The organism is Marivita lacus (assembly GCF_014637725.1).
GTDB classification, from domain to species: Bacteria; Pseudomonadota; Alphaproteobacteria; order Rhodobacterales; family Rhodobacteraceae; genus Marivita; species Marivita lacus.
This window is the reverse complement of record NZ_BMFC01000001.1, coordinates 256885-276478: the sequence shown is the minus strand read 5'-3', so window position 1 is coordinate 276478 and position 19594 is coordinate 256885. Positions and strand designations below refer to the sequence as shown.

Genomic DNA, 19594 nt, shown 5'->3' with positions numbered 1-19594 from the left:
GGCGGTCGGTTATGACAGATTCGTGACGTTGCGCTCGCCTTAGCATGGGCCTACGGTCGCGCAAAGCAACAGAGGCACGGAGCACCCGAATGGCCCATATTGATTACTTTTTCTCCACACTCTCTCCTTACGCGTATCTTGCGGGCACACGACTGGAAGAGGCGGCTGCCAAACACGGTGCCAGCATCACCTACAAGCCCCTCGATGTGGTCGCGCTGTTCGCCCGCACAGGCGGCACACCCCCAAAGGACCGGCATCCCAGCCGCATGGAATTGCGCGCGCAGGAACTGACGCGGCAGTCGAAGAAACTGGGAATGCCGTTCAACCTGAAACCGGCCTTCTGGCCCACCAACGGGGCTCCGGCATCGTATGCGATCATTGCAGCGCAAAACGCGGGCGGCGGCGATCTCGGCATCCTTGCTCATGCAATCCTGCGCGCAGTCTGGGCCGAGGAAAAGGACATCGCCCAGGACGAGGTGGTGCGCGCGGCGCTGACAGAGGCGGGGTTTGATCCGTCGCTGGCCGACAGCGGATTGCTCAGCGGTGCCGAAACCTATGCCGCCAACCTCGAAGAAGCGGCTTCGCGCGGCGTGTTCGGCGCACCGTTCTATGTCACCGACACGGATGAGCGGTTCTGGGGGCAGGACCGGATCGAGGACCTGGAGCTGCATCTCGCCGGCAAGATTTGATGCTGGATGCTCTTAGGGGCGGGTTTCCGGTCTACACCCGGTCTTTCGGGACCGGTCCGGAACCGGCCCTCCTCCTGCATTGCGCTCTTGCCCATTCAAAGATCTGGTTGCCTCTTGCAACGCGATTGTCCGACCGTCTGACGATGGTTGCACCGGATATGCCCGGGCACGGTCGCAGCGCGCCATGGGACGGCCGGAGCGATCTGCTTGGTCAGGTGACAGCCATCGCGCGGGATTGTCTGGGCGACGGCGGGCATGTGATCGGCCACAGCTTCGGGGCGACAGTCGCGCTCAGGCTGGCGATGGAGATACCCGAAAAGGTGCACAGCCTGACGCTGATCGAACCGGTGCTTTTCGCGGCTGCCCGAGAAAGCGATGAAGCAGCGTTTCAAACCTACCTCGACACATCGCGCGGGTTTGGCACCGCTTTGGAGCAGGAAGACTGGGCGACAGCGGCGGCTGAGTTCATTCGTATCTGGGGCGACGGACGCCCGTGGACCGAGTTGAGTGAAAAGGAGCGCAGCCAATTCAGTGCGCAGATGCCGTTCATTCGGGAAACCGAACCCTGTCTGGTGGAGGATTCCAACGGGCTGCTGGCGGCCGGTCGACCCGAAGCGATCCGCTGTCCCACGCGCTTGATCCGGGGGGCAGAGTCCGAACCGGTGATCGCGGCAATCCATGCGACGCTTGCGCGGCGGATACCCGGTGCAAATGACAGCGTCGTCCCCGGAGCGGGGCATATGGTGCCGATCACGCACCCGGATGCGGTTGCGGCCCTGATCGACGACCTGATCACGGGCTGACCCCTTGCAAGACGGGGTCCGGTGCGCCATTTACGCCGTGACCGGACGGTAACCGCGACAGGAGATGCAGATGATCGAACTCGGACAAAGCCCGGCACAGGCCGACCTGATCAAGGACGTATCCCAAGAGGACTTCATGGCCGAAGTGATCGACGGCAGCATGGAGACCCCTGTGATCGTCGATTTCTGGGCGCCGTGGTGCGGACCCTGCAAGACGCTTGGACCGATGCTCGAAGCCGAGGTGACGGGCGCACGCGGCGCGGTCAAGATGGCCAAGGTCAACGTGGACGAGGCGCAAGGCCTCGTGCAGGCGCTGGGGCAGCAGGGTCTGCCGATCCAGTCGATCCCGACCGTCGTGGCCTTTGTCAAAGGGCGTCCCGTCGACATGTTCCAGGGCGCGCAGCCCGGATCAGAGGTCAAGGCTTTTGTCGAACGTGTCGTCAAGGCGGGTGGTGGCGATGCCAGCGGTGGTCTGGATGACGCTGTCGAGGCTGCAGAAGACATGCTCGAGGCCGGTGCCGCAGCGGATGCGATGCAGACCTTCGCGGCGGTACTCGAAGAAGACCCCACACATGCCCGCGCCTATGCTGGTCTGGTGCGCTGTGCGATTGCCGCAGGCGATCTGGAACAGGCCGAAGCCATCCTGAACGGTGCCCCCGCGGAGATCTCCGGCAAGCCGGAGCTTGAGGCGGTGCACGCGCAGCTCGAGCTTGCCAAGCAGGCCAGCAACTCCGGCCCGGTGGCCGAATTGGAGGCGGCGGTCGAGGCTGATCCCGACGATCACCAGGCGCGTTTCGATCTTGCGCAGGCGCTTTATGCCAAGGGCGATGGGCAGGCCGCTGTCGATCACCTGCTCGAGCTGTTCCGCCGTGATCGGGAGTGGAAAGAGCAGGCTGCAAAGGCACAGTTGATGACGATTTTCGAGGCGCTGAAACCGAATGATCCGATTGCCCTGAACGGACGTCGTCGTTTGAGCTCGATGATATTTGCCTGATCGTATCCTCAGGCTAGGTCGTCTCGCATGATACGAGTCACCGAATTGCCGGGGTCCATCCCCGTGTTCCCGCTGCCCGGGGCGCTTTTGCTGCCCCGCGCACGGCTTCCGCTGCATCTGTTCGAGCCGCGCTACCTGCAAATGCTTGAAGATGCTCTCAAAACCCCTGCTCGATTGATCGGCATGGTGCAACCGAACGCCCGCCCCAAGGGCGACAAGGATGCACTGCACCGGATCGGCTGCGCCGGGCGGGTCACGCAGTTTTCGGAAACCGAAGACGGCCGCTACATGGTGACCCTGTCGGGCATCTCCCGGTTTCGGCTCGGTTCCGAGGTGGAAGGCTTCACGCCCTACCGCCGCTTCGATGTGAATTGGGACGGGTTCGACCGCGATCAGGGCGGGCCCGAGCATGACCGCAATTTCGACCGGGACAAGTTTCTGAACCTGTTGGATCGGTATTTTGCGGCGCGCGATCTGTCTGCAGACTGGGACACCCTCAAGGACGCGGACAACGAGCTGCTGATCAACTCGCTGTCCATGCTGCTGGATTTCGAACCCGAAGAGAAACAGGCACTGCTTGAAGCTCCGTCGTTGTCGACACGGCGCGAAACGCTTGTGACGCTGATCGAATACGCCCTGCGCGGTGGCCAGTCCGAGGACATCCTGCAATGACAGAAACGCCGGGATATGACCGCAAGATGCTAGAGGCTCTGGTCTGCCCGCAAACGCAGGGGCGGCTCGAATACGATGCCGCCCGGCAGGAACTGATCAGCCGCTCCGCGCATCTGGCCTATCCGATCCGCGACGGTATTCCGATCATGCTGATCGACGAGGCCCGCGAGATCGACTGAACGACCCTTGCCGAATTGACAGGACTTGCCCCCTGCGATACCTCGCCGGTCTTTCAGGCAGGCAAGGGGCAGTATGGGACGCAAACGCAAGGGCCGTGACATTTCCGGATGGCTGGTGGTGGACAAGCCGGCGGGCCTGACTTCGACCGCCGTGGTCAACAAGGTCCGCTGGGCGTTCGACGCGAAAAAGGCGGGTCATGCCGGAACGCTTGATCCCGATGCGACCGGTGTGCTGGCCGTGGCACTGGGCGAGGCGACCAAGACCGTTCCCTATATCACCGACGCTCTCAAGGCCTACGAGTTTACCGTACGGTTCGGGCAGGCGACCCGTACGGATGATGCCGAAGGTGACGTGATCGCCACCTCCGATCTGCGCCCCACGGATGACGAGATCAAGGAAGCGCTGCACAAATTCGTTGGCGACATCCTGCAGGTGCCGCCCCAGTTCTCGGCTGTCATGATCGACGGCGAACGCGCCTATAAACGTGCCCGCGATGGCGAAGAAATGGACATTGCGGCGCGCCCCTTGTTCGTCGACGAATTGACTCTTCTGGACCGTCCCGATGCAGACCATGCGGTGCTCATGCTGGTCTGTGGCAAGGGTGGATATGTCCGGTCCGTCGCCCGCGATCTGGGTGAGGCGCTTGGCTGCCTTGGCCACGTGCTGCGGCTGCGCAGGGTGTGGTCCGGCCCGTTTGACGCCGAAGACGGTCTGACCCTCGACCAGATCGACGCGATGGCGCGCACGGCGGAACTGGACAGCTATCTCAGACCGTTGGAGCAGGGGCTTGTCGACCTGCCCGAACTGACCTGCACGCCCGAGGCAGCGGTAAAACTGCGCAACGGCAATCCGGCGATGGTGATCGCCTCGGGTGTCGAATACGGGGATGAGTGCTGGGTGTCCTGCGGCGGGGTGCCTGTGGCGGTCGGGCAGTACAAGTCCGGCGAAGTGCACCCGTCGCGAGTGTTCGTCATCGAATGACGGACCTGCCGCGTGCCATTCACGAGTCCTTGGTCCACCGCGCGCACGAGGCGGATGGGTGTCTGTCGCGGGTCTGGTATTCGAAGTGTGACCTTTATCGCTATGGTCTCTCGCGGGTCTGGGATGTTGCCCAACCAGCTGTCTTGTTCATCATGCTCAACCCCTCGACGGCGGATGAGCTCACCAATGACCCGACCGTTGCGCGCTGTGAAACCCGGGCGCGGTCCATGGGGTTCGGCGGCGTCATGATCGCCAATCTTTTTGCCTATCGCGCCACGCGCCCGCAGGATCTCAAGCGTGCTAAAACGCCTGTGGGTGAGGCGAATGATGCAGTTTTGGCGCACTGGACAGCGCGCGCCGGTCTGACGATCGCGGCATGGGGGGTGCATGGCGGGCATCAGGGCCGGGCGGCAGCCATGGCGCGCGGGCTGGACGGGTCGATGTCTCATCTGGGCCTGACCAAGGACGGACACCCGCGCCATCCGCTCTACGTGTCTTTTGCCACCGCACCTCGGGAATGGCGGTTGGCGGATCGCTATCCGGAATGACAATCCGTCGAATTTGAAGGGGATTTCCCCTTGGCGGTGGCTGGCGACAATCGTTTCTTTACGGCTTCGGACTAACGTGGATCGGCACAGTTCACGGTGTTGGTCTCCATGCTTGTCTTCACGCTCTCCCTTCTTGGTCTGGTCGGCCTGTCGTTGCTGACCTTCCTGGCCCCGGCTCCAATACGGATGCCGGGGCGCGCCAAGTATGCCCGGCCGCCCGCGGATTGGCCTGACATTCCGGTGGACACCCTTGGTCTGTTTCGGGCCTCCGGCCGGATCAATCAGCCCGGCGCGCGACCGTCCCCGCCCATTCGGCTGGCGTCGTTCGATGCGGCGCAGGATCATGTGCTCGGTCTGGTGAACCCAAGCGCGCCCGATCCGCCACGCATTGCCCTGCGCCTGTCCGCTGACGGGCCTGACTGGACGGATGTGCTGCTGGATGACATCTGTGTCGCGCAGGTCGCAACCGGCAGTCTGATTGCGCGACAAGGGCAGATGGCCGCCTGCACGACCAGCAGCGAAAAGCGCAGCCTCAATCGGAACGCAAAAGGCTTTCCAAGGGTGTGATTATCGCCTATACGCCCGCATCCGCACTGGCTGCGGAGATTCTCCATGGGCCCTGCTGGACGACATCCCGGCTTGCGCCATTCACTCCAACCTTCGAAAGGAGATCCCGATGTCGATCACCGTTGAAGAAAAGAACCGCCTGATCAAGGAATTCGCGACGAAAGACGGCGACACAGGGTCGCCCGAAGTTCAGGTCGCCATCCTGACCAGCCGCATTTCCACCCTGACCGAGCATTTCAAGACCCACAAAAAAGACAACCATTCGCGTCGTGGTCTTCTCAAGCTCGTTGCCCTGCGTCGTAAGCTGCTGGACTACACCAAGGTCAAGGACGAAGCGCGCTATCAGAACCTGATCCAGCGCCTGGGCATTCGCCGCTAAGGCTTGCCGACATAACATTTCGAAGGGGCTCGCTGTGCGGGCCCTTTTCTTTTTCGCACGCTTTGGCTGCGACCTTGTTTTGCCAAGATTTCGCGCCGGATCACCCTTCAGTGCAGCGACAAAAGGAAGTGTTTTCTTTGATCCCGATTTCCTGTAAGGCCCACCTATCTGAGACGTGACGCTTCGACCTTGGCGCATGGCATGATGAAAGGGTCGGCGGCAATGGGGCCGCCATGAAAACGGGAGACCCGGAGGGCCGGGAGTGCTCCCTTACAGGAAACGATGATGTTCAACATTACGACGAAAACAATGCAGTGGGGCGAGGAAACGCTCACGCTGGAAACGGGCAAGGTTGCCCGTCAGGCCGATGGCAGCGTGATTGCCACCCTCGGTGAGACCTCGGTCATGGCCAACGTGACGTTCGCCAAGCAGCCGAAACCCGGTCAGGATTTCTTTCCGCTGACCGTCCACTACCAGGAAAAATACTATGCTGCCGGCAAGGTGCCGGGTGGCTTCTTCAAGCGCGAGGCGCGTCCTTCCGAAAAGGAAACGCTGACCGCGCGCCTGATCGACCGTCCGATCCGTCCGCTTTTCGTGCCGGGCTTCAAGAACGAAGTGCTGGTCATGTGTACCGTGCTGAGCCACGATCTGGTCAATGACCCGGATATCGTGGCGATGATCGCCGCCTCCGCCGCGCTGACCATTTCCGGCGCGCCGTTCATGGGCCCGATTGCCGGTTGCCGCGTCGGTTATGTCGATGGCGAATACATCCTCAACCCCGAAGTCGAGGATATGGACCAGCTGCGCAACAACCCCGAGCAGCGGCTCGATCTGGTTGTCGCGGGCACCAAGGACGCCGTGATGATGGTGGAATCGGAAGCTTACGAGCTGACCGAGGACGAGATGCTGGGTGCCGTAACCTTTGCGCACGAGCAGATCCAGCCGGTGATCGACCTGATCATCGACCTGGCCGAAGACGCCGCGAAAGAGCCGTTCGATTTCCAGCCGCCGGATTATTCGATCCTCTATGCCGATGTGAAAAAGCATGGCGAGGACAAGATCCGTGCCGCCTATGCAATCGCGGACAAGCAGGAGCGCACCAGCGCCGTGTCCAAGGCCAAGGAAGAGATCGTCCAGGCGCTGAACGAAGAGCAGCGCGAAGATGCGAACCTCGGGTCGGCGTTGAAAAAGCTCGAAGCCTCCGTGCTGCGCGGCGATGTCGTGAAAACCGGCAAGCGGATCGACGGTCGTGCACTTGATAAAGTGCGCGACATCGTGTGTGAAACCGGCCTGCTGCCGAGGACGCACGGGTCTGCCCTGTTCACCCGAGGTGAAACGCAAGGGCTCGTGGTGACCACGCTGGGCACCGGCGACGATGAGCAGATCATCGACGCGCTGCACGGCAATCACCGGTCGAACTTCCTGCTGCATTACAACTTCCCGCCCTATTCGGTTGGTGAAGCCGGTCGCGTGGGCCCTCCGGGACGTCGCGAAATCGGTCACGGCAAACTCGCATGGCGCGCGCTTCAGGCGGTTCTGCCTGCGACTACGGATTTCCCGTATACCGTGCGTGTGGTGTCCGAGATCACGGAATCCAACGGCTCGTCCTCGATGGCGTCGGTCTGCGGTGGCTCCCTGTCGATGATGGATGCGGGCGTTCCGCTCAAATCCGCGGTGGCCGGTGTCGCAATGGGCCTCATCCTCGAAGAGGATGGATCCTATGCGGTTCTGACCGATATCCTGGGTGACGAAGACCACCTTGGCGACATGGACTTCAAGGTGGCCGGTACCGAGAACGGTATCACGTCGCTCCAGATGGACATCAAGGTGGCGGGCATCACGCCCGAGATCATGAAGAAGGCCCTTGCGCAAGCCAGGGAAGGCCGTCTGCATATCCTCGGCGAAATGTCCAAGGCCCTCACGGGTGCCGCGGAATTCAGCGTTCACGCGCCGCGCATCGAGACCATGCAGATCCCGACCGACAAGATCCGTGAAGTGATCGGGTCGGGCGGCAAGGTCATCCGCGAGATCGTCGAGGTTTCCGGCGCCAAGGTCGACATCAACGATGACGGCATCATCAAGATCGCGTCCCCGAACGGCGAAGCCATCAAGACGGCCTATGACATGATCTACTCGATCGTGGCAGAGCCGGAGGAAGGCAATGTCTACAAGGGCAAGGTCGTGAAGATTGTCGATTTCGGCGCCTTCGTGAACTTCTTCGGCAAGCGCGATGGTCTGGTGCACGTGTCCCAGATCGAGAACCGCCGCCTGAACCATCCGTCGGATGTTCTCAAGGAAGGTCAGGAAGTCTATGTGAAGCTTCTGGGCTTTGACGACCGTGGCAAGGTTCGCCTTGCGATGAAGATGGTCGATCAGGAAACCGGCGAAGAAGTCGAGCAGGAAAAAAAGACCGAAGACGCCGAATGATCGGCTGATCAGGTTACGTTTGAAAGGCGTCCCGACCGGGGCGCCTTTTTTCGTTGCGGCTTTGTGCTAGGTTCCGGCCATGCGGATGATGACACTGATCTTTGCGACAACACTGGCGGGGCATGCGATGGCGGACGTGATTTTTGACGACTTTTCCGGTGATGCCGGGACGCGATGGGATTATGTCGCGGACCGCGTGATGGGCGGGGTGTCGTCAGGCCGGGCCGAGATCAACGGGGCCGGAGCCGATGCGCAAATCCGACTGATGGGGACCGTGAGCACCGACAACAATGGCGGCTTCATCCAGGTCAGGCGCAGGTTCTCCGATCCGTGGCCAAGTTCCGCACAGGGGCTGGAATTGCAGGTGCGCGGCAATGAAGAGACCTATTTCGTCTTTCTCAAGACACCCAACCTGTCACGCGTCTGGTATTCCTACCGGGCGTCTTTCGTTGCCGCCGAGGGCTGGCGGACCGTTAAGCTGCCGTTCCGGGACTTCATGGCGTCCCACGACGGGATGCCGCAATCCTTCGACCCGTCACAGGTGAACAGCCTTGCCATCGTCGCCTATGGCGCGGATTACGAGGCGGATGTGACGGTGGGCCGGATCACGCTCTATTGAGGCAACGGCAGACGCCGAGCCTCCGCAAAAAAAAGACCCCGGATCAAATCCGGGGCCAGGTCCAACAGGGAGGTGCATATGATAACCCGCATATGCGACGGGAACTGTCAGGCTCCAGATAAAAGATGTGCATCCCATGCTTCTTTGATCTGGATCAAAATAGACCAAGGTCTCATGACACGAGGCGATAGCCACCTGACTCTGTGACCAGCAAACGCGCGTTGGAGGGATCTGGTTCAATTTTCTGTCTCAGGCGGTAGATGTGGGTTTCCAGCGTGTGGGTCGTGACACCGGCATTGTAACCCCAGACCTCGTGCAGGAGCGTGTCGCGGGCCACCACACCATCGGTGGAGCGATAGAGGAACTTGAGGATGTTGGTCTCTTTTTCGGTCAGACGGATTTTCTTGTCGTCTTCGGTCATCAACAGCTTCATCGAAGGCTTGAACGTGTACGGCCCAAGCGTGAACACCGCGTCTTCGGATTGCTCGTGCTGGCGCAACTGGGCGCGGATGCGGGCCAGCAACACCGGGAACTTGAAGGGCTTGGTCACGTAATCATTGGCCCCGGCATCCAGGCCCAGGATCGTGTCCGCGTCCGAATCGTGGCCGGTCAGCATGAGGATCGGAGCCTTGACACCCTGCTTGCGCATCAGGCGGCACAGCTCGCGGCCATCGGTATCGGGAAGGCCGACATCAAGGATGACGAGGTCGTAAAGCTGTTCCTTGATGCGGCCCATGGCGGCGGTGCCGCAATCGGCTTCGAACACTTCGAAGTCTTCGGTCATCACAAGCTGCTCGGCCAACGCCTCGCGCAGATCGTCGTCGTCGTCGACCAGAAGGATATTCTTGAGCTGTGCCATCGTGTTGTCTCTCCGTCGGTTTCAAGACAGATGGTCAAGACGTTGCACGTGGACAAGAATTGCTGCAAGTGTTTCACGGCCTCGTGTATGCAGGGGCCAATTGTTACATAAATCTGGGTCTTTTGTTGCAAACGGCCCCTCTGGGAAGCCTTGGATTTCATGACACTTGCGCCTGACATCACCGATCTGCTGGCCCGTGCGCGGTCTGATCTGCGCATGGGCGTGCCGATCGTGCTGGGCGGTGTGCACGGTCTTCTGGTGCTGGCTGTCGAATCTCTTGGTGCTGAACGACTGGCGGATGTGATCGCTTTGGGCACCGAGGCCGATCTGGTGCTGACCGGACGCAGGGCGGCAACGCTCAAGGCGCGGGCTTATGATGGTGACGTCGCACGGGTGGCGCTGCCCAAGGATGCGACGCTGCGCTGGGTACAGGCGGTCGCGGACCCCGCCGATGATCTGTCGCATCCGATGAAGGGGCCGCTGGTCACGCGCCGCGAAGGCGATCCGACGCTGCACCGTCTGGCGGTCACCCTTGCCAAATCGGCCCGTTTGTTGCCGGCGGTGATCGTGGCACCTCTGACCGACGTGAGGGCGTTCGCGGCGGACCATGCGCTGACCCTGATCGATCCCGTTGCTGCCGCGCCGAGGCTCGGGGCATCGGTGGTCTTTGACAGCGTCGTGTCGGCACGGGTGCCGCTGCGTGCGGCGCAGAACGCGCGGTTGCACGTGTTTCGCCCCGAAGACGGATCGGAAGAGCATTACGCCATCGAGATCGGACGCCCGGATCGCGCCAAGCCAGTGCTGGCGCGCCTGCATTCCGCCTGTTTCACCGGGGACCTGCTGGGCAGCCTGAAATGCGATTGCGGGCCGCAACTGAACGGTGCCTTGGCAGCGATGGGGGCTTCGGGCGAAGGCGTTCTGCTCTATCTCAACCAGGAAGGGCGCGGCATCGGTCTGGCCAACAAGATGCGCGCCTATGCGTTGCAGGATCAGGGCTTTGACACGGTTGAGGCCAATCACCGCCTCGGGTTCGAGGATGACGAACGCGATTTCCGCATCGGGGCCGAATTGTTGCGCAAGCTTGGCTTTGGCGCGGTGCGGCTGATGACCAACAACCCTGCAAAGATCACGATGATGGAAAAGCACGGCATCACCGTTGCAGAACGCGTGCCCCTGAAGGTTGGCGAGAACCCGCACAACAGCGGCTATCTGGCCACCAAGGCCCGCAAGTCCGGGCATCTGCTGTGACGCGGTCCGACATGGTCCTGAAGCGGCAGGGTCTTCGCTTCATGGGGCGGATGTGGCCCTGTAGCATCGGCAAGGGGGGCATCCGTGCTGACAAGCGCGAGGGGGATGGCGCAACGCCAGTTGGCGTGCACCGGATCGTCGGCCTGCTCTACCGCCCCGACCGCATGGCGCGGCCTACCGATTGGGCGGTGCCGATCCGGCCCGGTGACCTGTGGTCGGACGATCCGACCCACGAGGATTACAACCTTATGGTCCGCGCGCCTTATCCGCACAGCTTTGAGGCTCTGCGCCGGGGGGATCGGCTTTATGATCTGGTACTCTTGACCGACTGGAACTGGCCGCGCGCGGAAAAGGGCCGGGGATCGGCGATCTTTCTGCACCGCTGGCGCAGGCCCGGCTATCCTACTGAGGGCTGCGTCGCGTTTCGCCCCGATCACCTGCTGCGGATCGCGCAATTGATCCGCTACGAGACACGTCTGATCGTGCCCGCATCTTTGATCTGAGCCTCGGCACATTACATCTGACCGCATGACCGTTCAGCAACGACTTACCAACTGCGTGCTGTGCGCAGACCGCTTTGCCGCAACCGCCACCCGTCACAGGCCGAAACCCGTTGTCTGGTTCCGACCCGGAGCGCGGCTCATGATCTGTTCGCAGGCGCCGGGGCTGCGCGCCCATACCAGCCGCATCCCGTTCGATGACCCCTCGGGGGACCGCCTGCGCGACTGGCTGGGGCTGGACCGGGATGCGTTCTACGATCAGGATCGCGTGGCGATCGTGCCGATGGGCTTCTGCTTTCCCGGCTATGACGCAGCTGGGTCGGACCTGCCACCTCCCGCGATCTGCCGGCAGACCTGGCATTCCGAAGTGCTGGATCATGTTGGCGATGTCCCGCTGAAGCTCGTGATTGGCGGTTATGCGCAAAAGTATCATCTTGGCACCAAGGCGGGTGTGACCGAGATTGTGCGCAACTGGCGCGACCATTGGCCGGGCGTTCTGCCCTTGCCGCATCCAAGCTGGCGCAATACCGCTTGGCTGAAGAAAAACCCGTGGTTCGAGGCCGAGGTCCTGCCTGCCTTGCGCGCGCGGGTACAAGAGGTGATGAGATGATGTTGCAAACCCCGCTGGATCACGCCCATGCGGCAATGGAGGCGGCACCCGACGCCGATGCTCCGCGTCTGCGGTTCTACGACCGGCTGGCCGAGGCGGAACTGTTCCTGATGCTGGCGCGCGAGGCCGAGGGGGATCAGGCAGAGCCTGAGCTGTTCGATCTGGGCGATGCCCGCTTCGTGCTTGTCTTTGATACCGAGGACCGGCTGAGCGGATTTGCCGGGCGCGCCGTGCCCTACGCAGCGCTGTCCGGGCGGTCCGTTGTCGGCATGCTGGCCGGGCAGGGCATCGGCATCGCCTTGAACCCCGAGGTGGCACCCTCGTCGATCCTGTTGCCGTCGGAGGCGGTGGATTGGCTGGCGGAGACCGTCGCGCAAGGCCCATCAGAGGCCGAAGCGCGCCCGGAAGAGTTTCGTGCACCCGGGGGCCTGCCCGACGGGTTGCTGGAGGCAATCGATGCCAAGCTGCGCACAACAACCGGTCTGGCCCGGCGCGGGTATCTGGCCGAAGTGAAGTACGACACCGGAGTGCGCGGGCACCTGATCGGGTTCACGGGCGCTGTGCCCGGTGCGGAAGGCGCCTTGGCGCGGGCCATTCAGGAGGCGCTGGTGTTCTCGGGGCTGGAGGCGGCCGCGCTCGACGTGGTGTTCCTGCGCGACAGCGACCCGGTGACGGCCCAGCTGGCGCGGGTCGGATTGCGGTTCGACCTGCCAGAGCCCGAGCAACCTGTCCGGATGGAGCGGTTGGCCCCGGGCGGTGATCCGGCGAAACCGCCGATCCTGCGCTGACTGCGGCAAGGCGATAGAGTTTGCAAACTTGCGGGTCAGGTTTGCAAACTCTGCTGCCGAAAGATCGGCAAGGCATCCCCGTCGCTCGGCGTGGCTTCCCAGACAGCCCGCGCAATGGCACGGGCCATGCAGACCGCCGCGTAGTGGCCCAGCATCGGCATCACCTCCACTGACGGCGGACCGCGCCGCGCGGTGCTTGAGGCAAAGATCAGATCGCCGTCATAAGGCGTGTGCGACGGCACCAGCGCGCGGGCAAACCCGTCATGCGCGGCCGTGGCGAGCCGTTTGCAGCCTGCCTTGTCGAGTGTGGCATCTGTTGCAACGATGCCGATGGTCGTGTTGCCATGCTGCGCCATCGCGGCGGCTTTGCGACTTGGGCGCAACGGTTGCAAGCCCTTTGCTGTGTCAGGGCCAAGCCCGCCGAACTCCTCCCCGATTTCAAAAGGGGCGGCCCAGAAATGCGTGCCGGATGGTGTTGTCGCGCTTCCTAACGCGTTGACCACCACCAGTGCGCCGATTATGGTGCCACCGGGCAACACGAGGGACGCAGAGCCAAGCCCGCCTTTGAATTGCGCCTCGGTCGCGCCGGTGCCCGCACCGATGGTGCCAAGGGTGAAGTCGTGGCGGGCATGCGCCAGCGCCTTGCGGCCAAGCGCGGGATAGGGGTTTTGTGACCAGCCCTTTTCGCCGTTGTTCAGCAGATCGAAGATGATCGCGGCAGGAACGATGGGCACGCGGGCGGAATGGATCTGAAACCCGCGCCCCTGTTCGGCCAGCGCATCCATCACGCCCTGTGCCGCGGCCAGACCAAAGGCCGATCCACCCGAGAGCACGATGGCATCGATGCCGGGAACCGTCTTGTCCGGCTCCAGCAGGTCTGTGTCGCGCGTGCCCGGCGCGCCGCCCATCACGGCGTAGCTGGTGGTCATGGGGCCGTCTTCGGACAAAAGGACAGTGCTGCCGGATTTGAGCCTGTCGTCCTGTGCATTGCCAACGGCGAGGCCCGGAACATCGGTGATCAGGTTGCGGGCGCCGGGGATCATGCCAGCGTGCCGCCTTTGGTCGCGTCGGAGTGAGGGGCCAGCCCCTCACACTCCCCGCGGTATTTGGGAACCAGAGAAGCCGGGGTCATATGCAGCGGCCCCCGTCCACTTCCATGCAGACGCCGGTGATCATGCTGGCCTCATCGGAGCAGAGAAACGCAGCGGCATTGCCAAGGTCCTCGGGTTGGGAAAAGCGGCCCAGCGGGATTGTGGAGAGGAACTTGGCGCGGATTTCCGGTGTGTCCTCACCCATGAAGCTTTTGAGCAGCGGCGTTTCGCCCGCCACCGGGTTGAGCGCGTTCACGCGGATGCCGTCCGGTGCGAGTTCGACCGCCATCGTGCGCGTCGCGGTGATCATCCACCCCTTGGAGGCGTTGTACCAGTTCAGGCGCGGCCGCGGCGAAACACCTGCGGTGGAGGCGATGTTGAGGATGTTGCCTGATCCGCGGTGCTTGAAATGCGGCACAAGGCTGCGCGCGCTGAGATAGACGGATTTGCAGTTCACCGCAAAGACGCGGTCGAAATCCTCTTCGGTGATGTCTTCCATCCGTGCGGGCAGGTGGGTGATGCCGGCGTTGTTGACCATGATGTCGACATGGCCCATCTGGCGGATCGCCGTTTCGATCATGTCGGCCACCTGATCGCCATTGGACACATCCGTCCTGTGGGCGATGCCGCCGATTTCATCTGCGATGGCCGTGGCCGCGTCGGTGTTCAGATCGACCACCATGACGGTTGCGCCTTCGGCGGCGAATTTGCGCGCGATGCCTGCGCCAAAGCCGGAGGCGCCCCCGGTGACGATGGCGGTTTTGCCGTTGAGCCTCATGTGTTTCCTCCCGATCTATCCGTGTTTCGCGGCGACGGTTTTGAGGGTCGAGAAGCCGTAGAGCGCCTCGAACCCCTTTTCGCGGCCATGGCCAGATTTGCCGACACCGCCGAAGGGCAGTTCCACCCCACCGCCCGCGCCGTAATTGTTGAGGAAAACCTGCCCGGTTTTCAGAGCCTTGGCCAGCCGCATCTGCCGCGCGCCATTGGCGGTCCAGACCCCGGCGACAAGGCCGTAGATCGTGCCGTTGGCGATGCGGATCGCCTCGTCTTCAGTGTCGAAGGGGATGAGCACCTGCACCGGGCCGAAAAGCTCGTCCTGCGCCATCGGGTGATCTGGCGGCACAGGGCCGTAGAGGCGCGGTTGAACATAGGCGCCATCTGGAGGCAGGTCATCCGGCATGGGTGTTTCGGCAAGGCAGGTCAGGTCGTGGTCCGCTTGCAGCAGGCTTTCGAGCCGCGCCTTTTGTTTGGTTGAAATCAAGGGCCCGATATCGGGGTCGCTGCTGGCCGGACCCATGGTCTTGCCGCGGTAGGCGTCGGCCATGCGGCGGGCGACGGTCTCGTAAACACTTCGCTGGATCAGGATGCGCGAGGCGGCTGAACAGGTCTGACCCGCATTCTGAAGGCCTGCATTGACAAGGAAAGGCAGCGCGTCGTCCAGATCGGCATCGTCGAACACGATCTGGGGGGATTTTCCGCCAAGCTCCAGCGTGACCGGCACGACGTTTTGCGCGGCAAGCCCCTGGATCGTCTTGCCGGTCTCGACCGAGCCGGTAAAGCTCAGGTGGTGAACGCCGGGATGGCGGGCCAATGCCGCACCCGCTTCGATGCCGAGGCCTGGAACCACGTTCAGTGCGCCATTGGGAAAGCCAGCCTCCCTGGCCAGATAGGCGAACATCAGCGCGGTCAGGCAGGCATCCTCGGCGGGTTTCAGAACGCAGGCATTGCCCATGGCAAGGGCTGCGCCGACCGATCGGCCGATGATCTGCATCGGATAATTCCACGGCACGATATGCCCCGTCACGCCATGCGGTTCGCGCAGGGTATAGACGGTGTAGCCGTCGAGATAAGGGATGGTCTGGCCATGTACCTTATCCGCCGCGCCGCCGTAGAATTCGCAGTAGCGCGCAAGGGCGATTGCATCGGCGCGGGCTTGGGTGACGGGTTTTCCGACGTCGAGGGTTTCAAGTGTCGTCAGCAGGTCAGCGTGGTCCAGCACAAGCTGGCCGAGGCGGGTGAGGCAACGGCCTCGCTCCAGCGCGCTCATCTTGCCCCAAGGGCCGTCCAAAGCGGTCTGGGCGGCGCTGACAGCAGTGTCCACATCCGCATCAGTGCTGCGGGCGATCCGGCACAGCGTGCTGCCATCGGAGGGGTTGACGAGCGGCAGCGTGTCGGGCGTGGCGCGCCATGCGCCACCGATCAGGACGTGACTGGGGTCAAAGGGCAGGCTGGGGAGCATCTTGGGCCTCCGGGAATTCGGGCAAGCGGGGGGCGGCCTCCATCAGGGTCCGGGTGTACGGGTGCTGGGGCGCGTCGAAGATGGCCTTTGTGGGCCGGTCCTCTACGATCTCTCCCGCGCGCATCACCATGACGCGGTCGGTGATCGAACGCACGACGCTCAGGTCGTGGCTGATGAAGAGATAGGTGAGGCCATAGGCGCGGCTGAGCTCTGCCATCAGGTCTAGGATCTGTGCCCGCACGCGCACGTCGAGGGCCGACACGGCTTCGTCGAAAACGATCAGGTCAGGCTTGATGATGAGCGCGCGGGCGATGGCGATGCGTTGACGCTGACCACCCGAGAAAGCGTGGATGTGGCGGTCGGCATCCTCGGGTTTCAGGCCAACGGCGGTAAGGGCCTCGGCAATCGCGGCATCCCGTGCGGCCCCTTGGGGTGGATCGGGCAGCAGGTGGAAAGGTTCGGTGATCAGGCGTGCCACCCGGTGGCGGGGGTTGAAGCTGCCATAGGGGTCCTGGAACACAACCTGCATCTTGCGGCGTACAGTGAGGTTGGGGTGGCCGTCCTGCCAGACCGGGTCGCCGTCGAGCGTGATCTGTCCCTCCTGCACCGGCTCCAACCCAAGGATGGCGCGGGTGAGGGTGGATTTGCCACAGCCGGATTCGCCCACGAGGCCAACACGTTCGCCGCGACGGATCTCGAAGCTGACAGTCTTGACCGCGCGGAAGATCGGGCGGGGGCCGAAGGGGGATTTGCGGGGCAGGGGATAATCACGGCTGACGTTCTGAACGGAAAGCATAGGGGCATCGGCTTTGGCGTCGCCCAGATCGGCCTGATGGCGCGATGCTTCGAAGAGTTGCCGGGTATAGGGGTGGCGCATCTCGCGCAGCACGTCTGAGGTCGGGCCGCTTTCGACAATCTCTCCGTGGCGCATGACGTTGAGCCTGTCGGCCATGTCGCTGACCACGGCCAGATCATGGGTGATCATCATCAGGGCCATGCCGTCTTCCTTGACCAGCCGCTTGAGCAGGTCGAGGATCTGCGCCTGTGTCGTGACATCGAGGGCGGTTGTCGGCTCATCCGCGATCAGCAGGCGGGGGCGCAAGGCGATGGCCATTGCGATGACCACGCGCTGACGCTGACCGCCGCTGAGTTCGTGCGGGTAGCGTGACAGGGGAAACCGATCAGGCGGCAGACCGACACGGTCCAAGACCTCGCGGGCGCGCTCTTCCGCCCTTTCGGGCGTCATCGCTTTATGCACGAGGATCGTCTCCATCACCTGCGCACCGATGGTCTGGACCGGGTTGAGCGCGGTCATCGGTTCCTGAAAGACCATGCCGATCTCGCGACCGCGCAGGTCGCACATCTTTGGTTCGGGCAGGGTGAGCAGGTTGGTGCCGTCGAAACGAATGGCGCCACTGGTCGTCGCGCCCTTGGGCAACAGGCCCATCGTGGCAAACGCGGTCATGGATTTGCCCGACCCGCTTTCGCCGGTCAGCGCGGAGATTTCGCCTTCACCGATCTTCAGCGATATACCATGCAGGATCGGCGTGCCGTTTATCGCAAGGGACAGATCCTCAATGCTCAGGAGGCTCATGCGCGCACCACCTTGAGGCGGGGATCAAGCGCGTCGCGCAGCCCGTCGCCCAAAAGGTTGAGCCCCAGCACCATCGCCACGATGGTCAGGCCGGGGATCAGCGCCACATGCGGGGCGAGCGACGCCATGGTCTGCGCATCGGCCAGCATGCGCCCCCAGCTTGGGGTCGGGGGCTGTGCGCCAAGGCCCACATAGCTCAGCCCCGCTTCGGCGAGGATGCCAAGGCTGAACTGGATGGTGCCCTGCACGATCAGCAGGTTGGCCACGTTGGGCAGAATGTGTTCGACGCTGATGCGGGTGCGGGTCTTGCCTGCCACCCGTGCTGCCATGATGAATTCGCGTTTCCAAAGGCTGAGCGCTGCACCGCGCGTGATGCGGGCGAAGACGGGAATGTTGAAGATGCCGATGGCGATGATCGCGTTGGTGGCCGAGGGACCGAACACGGCGGTGATCAGGATCGCGATGACCAGCGACGGAAAGGCGAAGATCAGGTCGTTCAGGCGCATGATCACCTCGTCCAGCATCCCTCCGCGCCGCGCGGCGGCGGCAAGTCCCACAGGCACGCCGAGGCCCATGCCGATGCCCACCGCCACCAGTGCCACGGCAATCGATGTGCGCGCGCCGACCATCAGCATCGACAGGATGTCGCGTCCGAAATGGTCAGTGCCCAACAGGTTGTCGGCGCTGGGCGGTTTCAGGCGGCCCGCGATGTTCATCGCCTCGACGCTGTCGGGCGTCCAGACGAAGGACAGAAGCGCCGCAATGACAAAGACGCTGGTGAGCAGTCCGCCAAGGACAAGATTGCGGCTCATGTGCGGGTTCTCAGCCGGGGATCAACGGCGGCATAGGCCAGATCGACAAGGAAATTCACCATGATGACGGCAAAGACGAGCAGCATCACAACGGATTCCACCACGATCAGGTCGCGCTGGGTGATGGCCTGAAAGATCAACCGCCCGAGGCCGGGCAGAAAGAACACCTGTTCGATGATGATGGCCCCGGCCATCAGGAAGGCGAATTGCAGCCCGATGATGGTCAGCACCGGGATCAGCGCATTGCGCAGCCCGTGCCGCCAAAGCGCCTGCCGCGCCGTAAGCCCCTTGGCGCGGGCGGTGCGCATGAAATCCTCGCCCAGAATGTCGAGCAAGGAGGACCGCATCACCCGCGTCAGGATCGCGGCTTGCGGCAGCGCCAGCGCGATGGCGGGCAGGGTCAGCGCTTTCATCCCGGCCCAGAACCCCGCCTCCCAGCCGGGAAAGCCTCCGGCGTTGAACCAGCGCAGATTGATGGCAAAGATCAGGACCAGCATCATGGCGAACCAGAAATTCGGGATCGCGACGCCAAGCTGTGTCGCCCCCGTGACCGCCAGATCGCTCGGAGCGCCCCGACGCGCGGCTGCGAAGATGCCTGCCGGGAAGGCGATGAGCGTCGACAGCGTCAGCGCGAAGAGCGCCAGCGGCAGCGACACCCACATCCGGTCCGCGATCATCTGGGCGACGGGCGTGCGGTATGTGTACGACGTGCCGAAATCGCCGGTCAGCATTCCACCGACCCAGCTGAGGTAGCGTTCGACTTTCGACTGATCGAGCCCCAGTTCAGCACGCAGCGCCGCAACCGTGTCGGGCTGTGCGTTGAGGCCCAGCATGAAGCTTGCCGGATCGCCGGGGGCCACTTCGACAACGACAAAGATGACCACCGAGGCCACGATCAGGCTGATGGCAAGTGAGACCAGTCGTTTGACGATGTAGCCCAGCATTGCGCGCAGGTTAGGCCAAGCGAGGTCCGATGGGAACGGCAAAGAAATGG

General features: G+C 63.0%; 22 protein-coding genes. 15 read left to right on the top strand and 7 right to left on the bottom strand.

Annotation, left to right across the window (positions count from 1 at the left end; all coding sequences use genetic code 11):
- Window positions 1-89: 89 nt before the first annotated feature.
- The 11 genes from IEV82_RS01480 to IEV82_RS01430 all read left to right on the top strand — a co-directional run bounded on the left by IEV82_RS01480 (window position 90) and on the right by IEV82_RS01430 (window position 8859).
- A complete protein-coding gene (locus IEV82_RS01480) occupies window positions 90-689 on the top strand; it encodes a 2-hydroxychromene-2-carboxylate isomerase (protein ID WP_188480175.1) in 600 nt (199 codons plus the stop codon).
- Window positions 689-1492: an alpha/beta fold hydrolase gene (locus IEV82_RS01475; protein WP_188480174.1), complete on the top strand. Its 804-nt coding sequence runs from the start codon at window positions 689-691 to the stop codon at window positions 1490-1492. Before IEV82_RS01480 ends, IEV82_RS01475 begins: the two co-directional genes overlap by 1 nt.
- A 70-nt stretch (window positions 1493-1562) precedes the next feature.
- Window positions 1563-2486: a thioredoxin family protein gene (locus IEV82_RS01470; protein ID WP_188480173.1), complete on the top strand. Its 924-nt coding sequence runs from the start codon at window positions 1563-1565 to the stop codon at window positions 2484-2486.
- A gap of 27 nt (window positions 2487-2513) precedes the next feature.
- Complete coding sequence (locus IEV82_RS01465; RefSeq protein ID WP_188480172.1) at window positions 2514-3158, top strand: LON peptidase substrate-binding domain-containing protein; 645 nt, start codon at window positions 2514-2516, stop codon at window positions 3156-3158.
- Window positions 3155-3337: a Trm112 family protein gene (locus IEV82_RS01460; protein WP_188480171.1), complete on the top strand. Its 183-nt coding sequence runs from the start codon at window positions 3155-3157 to the stop codon at window positions 3335-3337. Before IEV82_RS01465 ends, IEV82_RS01460 begins: the two co-directional genes overlap by 4 nt.
- Before the next feature lie 73 nt (window positions 3338-3410).
- A complete protein-coding gene (gene truB / locus IEV82_RS01455; protein ID WP_188480170.1) occupies window positions 3411-4319 on the top strand; it encodes a tRNA pseudouridine(55) synthase TruB in 909 nt (302 codons plus the stop codon).
- Window positions 4316-4867: a DUF1643 domain-containing protein gene (locus IEV82_RS01450; protein WP_188480169.1), complete on the top strand. Its 552-nt coding sequence runs from the start codon at window positions 4316-4318 to the stop codon at window positions 4865-4867. The genes truB and IEV82_RS01450 overlap by 4 nt, the downstream gene beginning before the upstream one ends.
- A gap of 108 nt (window positions 4868-4975) precedes the next feature.
- On the top strand, window positions 4976-5434 hold the full coding sequence (locus IEV82_RS01445) for a hypothetical protein (protein ID WP_188480168.1): 459 nt from the start codon (window positions 4976-4978) through the stop codon (window positions 5432-5434).
- A 109-nt stretch (window positions 5435-5543) separates the two neighbouring features.
- A complete protein-coding gene (gene rpsO, locus IEV82_RS01440; protein ID WP_188480167.1) occupies window positions 5544-5813 on the top strand; it encodes a 30S ribosomal protein S15 in 270 nt (89 codons plus the stop codon).
- 285 nt (window positions 5814-6098) lie between these two features.
- Window positions 6099-8240, top strand: coding sequence for a polyribonucleotide nucleotidyltransferase (gene pnp / locus IEV82_RS01435; RefSeq protein ID WP_188480166.1), 2142 nt, complete (start codon window positions 6099-6101; stop codon window positions 8238-8240).
- Between the two features lie 79 nt (window positions 8241-8319).
- Window positions 8320-8859, top strand: a complete 540-nt coding sequence (locus IEV82_RS01430; RefSeq protein WP_188480165.1) for a CIA30 family protein — start codon at window positions 8320-8322, stop codon at window positions 8857-8859.
- 172 nt (window positions 8860-9031) lie between these two features.
- Here IEV82_RS01430 and IEV82_RS01425 read toward each other — a convergent pair whose 3' ends face one another.
- Window positions 9032-9718 carry a response regulator transcription factor gene (locus IEV82_RS01425; RefSeq protein ID WP_188480164.1) on the bottom strand — a complete coding sequence of 229 codons (687 nt, stop codon included), beginning with the start codon at window positions 9716-9718 and terminating at the stop codon, window positions 9032-9034.
- A gap of 159 nt (window positions 9719-9877) precedes the next feature.
- On the opposite strand from IEV82_RS01425, the gene ribA reads away from it, so the two are divergent.
- The 4 genes from ribA to IEV82_RS01405 are packed head-to-tail and all read left to right on the top strand — an operon-like array spanning window position 9878 to window position 12864.
- Window positions 9878-10966, top strand: a complete 1089-nt coding sequence (gene ribA, locus IEV82_RS01420; RefSeq protein ID WP_188480163.1) for a GTP cyclohydrolase II — start codon at window positions 9878-9880, stop codon at window positions 10964-10966.
- Window positions 10963-11469, top strand: a complete 507-nt coding sequence (locus IEV82_RS01415) for a L,D-transpeptidase family protein (protein WP_188480162.1) — start codon at window positions 10963-10965, stop codon at window positions 11467-11469. Before ribA ends, IEV82_RS01415 begins: the two co-directional genes overlap by 4 nt.
- Window positions 11470-11494: 25 nt before the next feature.
- Window positions 11495-12076 (top strand): uracil-DNA glycosylase family protein, encoded by a 582-nt coding sequence (locus IEV82_RS01410; protein WP_188480161.1) that lies wholly within the window; start codon window positions 11495-11497, stop codon window positions 12074-12076.
- Window positions 12073-12864: an SseB family protein gene (locus IEV82_RS01405; protein WP_188480160.1), complete on the top strand. Its 792-nt coding sequence runs from the start codon at window positions 12073-12075 to the stop codon at window positions 12862-12864. Before IEV82_RS01410 ends, IEV82_RS01405 begins: the two co-directional genes overlap by 4 nt.
- Before the next feature lie 35 nt (window positions 12865-12899).
- Here the strand turns inward: IEV82_RS01405 and IEV82_RS01400 are convergent, their stop codons facing one another.
- The 6 genes from IEV82_RS01400 to IEV82_RS01375 all read right to left on the bottom strand — a co-directional run bounded on the left by IEV82_RS01400 (window position 12900) and on the right by IEV82_RS01375 (window position 19544).
- Window positions 12900-13907, bottom strand: coding sequence for a P1 family peptidase (locus IEV82_RS01400; protein ID WP_188480159.1), 1008 nt, complete (start codon window positions 13905-13907; stop codon window positions 12900-12902).
- An 85-nt stretch (window positions 13908-13992) separates the two neighbouring features.
- On the bottom strand, window positions 13993-14733 hold the full coding sequence (locus tag IEV82_RS01395; protein ID WP_188480158.1) for an SDR family oxidoreductase: 741 nt from the start codon (window positions 14731-14733) through the stop codon (window positions 13993-13995).
- Window positions 14734-14748: 15 nt separating this feature from the next.
- Window positions 14749-16194: an aldehyde dehydrogenase family protein gene (locus IEV82_RS01390; protein ID WP_188480157.1), complete on the bottom strand. Its 1446-nt coding sequence runs from the start codon at window positions 16192-16194 to the stop codon at window positions 14749-14751.
- Window positions 16172-17788, bottom strand: coding sequence for an ABC transporter ATP-binding protein (locus IEV82_RS01385; protein ID WP_188480156.1), 1617 nt, complete (start codon window positions 17786-17788; stop codon window positions 16172-16174). Before IEV82_RS01385 ends, IEV82_RS01390 begins: the two co-directional genes overlap by 23 nt.
- Complete coding sequence (locus tag IEV82_RS01380; RefSeq protein ID WP_188480155.1) at window positions 17785-18600, bottom strand: ABC transporter permease; 816 nt, start codon at window positions 18598-18600, stop codon at window positions 17785-17787. The genes IEV82_RS01385 and IEV82_RS01380 overlap by 4 nt, the downstream gene beginning before the upstream one ends.
- Entirely contained in the window at window positions 18597-19544 is a 948-nt protein-coding gene (locus tag IEV82_RS01375) for an ABC transporter permease (RefSeq protein WP_188480154.1), read from the bottom strand. Before IEV82_RS01375 ends, IEV82_RS01380 begins: the two co-directional genes overlap by 4 nt.
- Between the last annotated feature and the right edge of the window lie 50 nt (window positions 19545-19594).

Coding starts and splice junctions, on each gene's coding strand:
- IEV82_RS01480 (WP_188480175.1), top strand. CDS start 90: ATGGCCCATATTGATTACTTTTTCTCCACACTCTCTCCTTACGCGTAT.
- IEV82_RS01475 (WP_188480174.1), top strand. CDS start 689: ATGCTGGATGCTCTTAGGGGCGGGTTTCCGGTCTACACCCGGTCTTTC.
- IEV82_RS01470 (WP_188480173.1), top strand. CDS start 1,563: ATGATCGAACTCGGACAAAGCCCGGCACAGGCCGACCTGATCAAGGAC.
- IEV82_RS01465 (WP_188480172.1), top strand. CDS start 2,514: ATGATACGAGTCACCGAATTGCCGGGGTCCATCCCCGTGTTCCCGCTG.
- IEV82_RS01460 (WP_188480171.1), top strand. CDS start 3,155: ATGACAGAAACGCCGGGATATGACCGCAAGATGCTAGAGGCTCTGGTC.
- truB (WP_188480170.1), top strand. CDS start 3,411: ATGGGACGCAAACGCAAGGGCCGTGACATTTCCGGATGGCTGGTGGTG.
- IEV82_RS01450 (WP_188480169.1), top strand. CDS start 4,316: ATGACGGACCTGCCGCGTGCCATTCACGAGTCCTTGGTCCACCGCGCG.
- IEV82_RS01445 (WP_188480168.1), top strand. CDS start 4,976: ATGCTTGTCTTCACGCTCTCCCTTCTTGGTCTGGTCGGCCTGTCGTTG.
- rpsO (WP_188480167.1), top strand. CDS start 5,544: ATGTCGATCACCGTTGAAGAAAAGAACCGCCTGATCAAGGAATTCGCG.
- pnp (WP_188480166.1), top strand. CDS start 6,099: ATGTTCAACATTACGACGAAAACAATGCAGTGGGGCGAGGAAACGCTC.
- IEV82_RS01430 (WP_188480165.1), top strand. CDS start 8,320: ATGCGGATGATGACACTGATCTTTGCGACAACACTGGCGGGGCATGCG.
- IEV82_RS01425 (WP_188480164.1), bottom strand. CDS start 9,718: ATGGCACAGCTCAAGAATATCCTTCTGGTCGACGACGACGACGATCTG.
- ribA (WP_188480163.1), top strand. CDS start 9,878: ATGACACTTGCGCCTGACATCACCGATCTGCTGGCCCGTGCGCGGTCT.
- IEV82_RS01410 (WP_188480161.1), top strand. CDS start 11,495: ATGACCGTTCAGCAACGACTTACCAACTGCGTGCTGTGCGCAGACCGC.
- IEV82_RS01405 (WP_188480160.1), top strand. CDS start 12,073: ATGATGTTGCAAACCCCGCTGGATCACGCCCATGCGGCAATGGAGGCG.
- IEV82_RS01400 (WP_188480159.1), bottom strand. CDS start 13,907: ATGATCCCCGGCGCCCGCAACCTGATCACCGATGTTCCGGGCCTCGCC.
- IEV82_RS01395 (WP_188480158.1), bottom strand. CDS start 14,733: ATGAGGCTCAACGGCAAAACCGCCATCGTCACCGGGGGCGCCTCCGGC.
- IEV82_RS01390 (WP_188480157.1), bottom strand. CDS start 16,194: ATGCTCCCCAGCCTGCCCTTTGACCCCAGTCACGTCCTGATCGGTGGC.
- IEV82_RS01385 (WP_188480156.1), bottom strand. CDS start 17,788: ATGAGCCTCCTGAGCATTGAGGATCTGTCCCTTGCGATAAACGGCACG.
- IEV82_RS01380 (WP_188480155.1), bottom strand. CDS start 18,600: ATGAGCCGCAATCTTGTCCTTGGCGGACTGCTCACCAGCGTCTTTGTC.
- IEV82_RS01375 (WP_188480154.1), bottom strand. CDS start 19,544: ATGCTGGGCTACATCGTCAAACGACTGGTCTCACTTGCCATCAGCCTG.